The 786-nt window shown below is 23.3% G+C and carries 1 protein-coding gene; it reads left to right on the top strand.

Annotated elements, in window-relative coordinates; translation table 11 throughout:
• Positions 1-98 precede the first annotated feature (98 nt).
• Positions 99-653 (top strand): hypothetical protein, encoded by a 555-nt coding sequence (locus tag BGS40_RS00900; protein WP_057032760.1) that lies wholly within the window; start codon positions 99-101, stop codon positions 651-653.
• The last annotated feature ends 133 nt before the right edge of the window (positions 654-786 follow it).

Below are 786 nucleotides of genomic sequence, written 5' to 3'. Positions count from 1 at the left end.
ATTGATTTTGTAAATAGATTTAAACTTTTAAAACATCAGCCCAACACTACAAATTGTCTTATGAAAAAAACAGAGAAAATTAAGAGGAGTTAATAAAAATGCTAGAATTCTTTGTTAATCTTTTAATATTTATTCTTATATTTTTCTTTTTTGTTTTTATATTTTCTATTATTTTATATTTTATCTTTAAAATTTTTTGTAAATTAAAAAATAAAACAAAAACTATAAATTTTAAAACAATATTTAAAAAATTTACTTTGTTTCTTTTACCTGTATATCTTTTATTATTCTTAGTAGGAGGATGTTCTTATAAATATATGGATCCGCAGTATTATGAGTTTAAGAGCTTGTGTTATTTTAATTTGGGAAAAGTGTTGATTGAGGATGAATCTATAAAGAATAAAACGAATATAATAGTGACACCTAAAAGTAAGCAAATAAAAGATAGGATAGTGGAAACTAGATTTGAAAGAAAAAATGAAAACCAAGTAGTGTATTATCGTATTAATACATATTTTTATGATAATTATGGTATATTCTTAAAAGGTGATGAGGGTGCTGGATTATATTTTAGATATATGGAAGTATTAAGTTGTAAGAATATTGACAAAAAATTTAAGAAAGATGACTGGCAAGTTGAAACTTTGGAATAACAAATGAGCAAAAACATTAAAACACAAGAAGCTAAATTAGACTTAATCACTAAATTTCTAGACTATGCTAATATAGCAGATGCTAGTTATGCTATGTTGCAATATGTTTGGGAAAATATAGAGCAAGATGAAA

This window comes from Campylobacter sp. 107, from assembly GCF_002383835.1.
GTDB classification, from domain to species: Bacteria; Campylobacterota; Campylobacteria; order Campylobacterales; family Campylobacteraceae; genus Campylobacter_D; species Campylobacter_D jejuni.
Note: the sequence above shows the minus strand (reverse complement) of the source record. Positions and strands in the feature narration are given on the sequence as shown.

Excerpts from the sequence above, each read along its gene's own strand:
- BGS40_RS00900 (WP_057032760.1), top strand. The coding sequence starts at position 99 with ATGCTAGAATTCTTTGTTAATCTTTTAATATTTATTCTTATATTTTTC.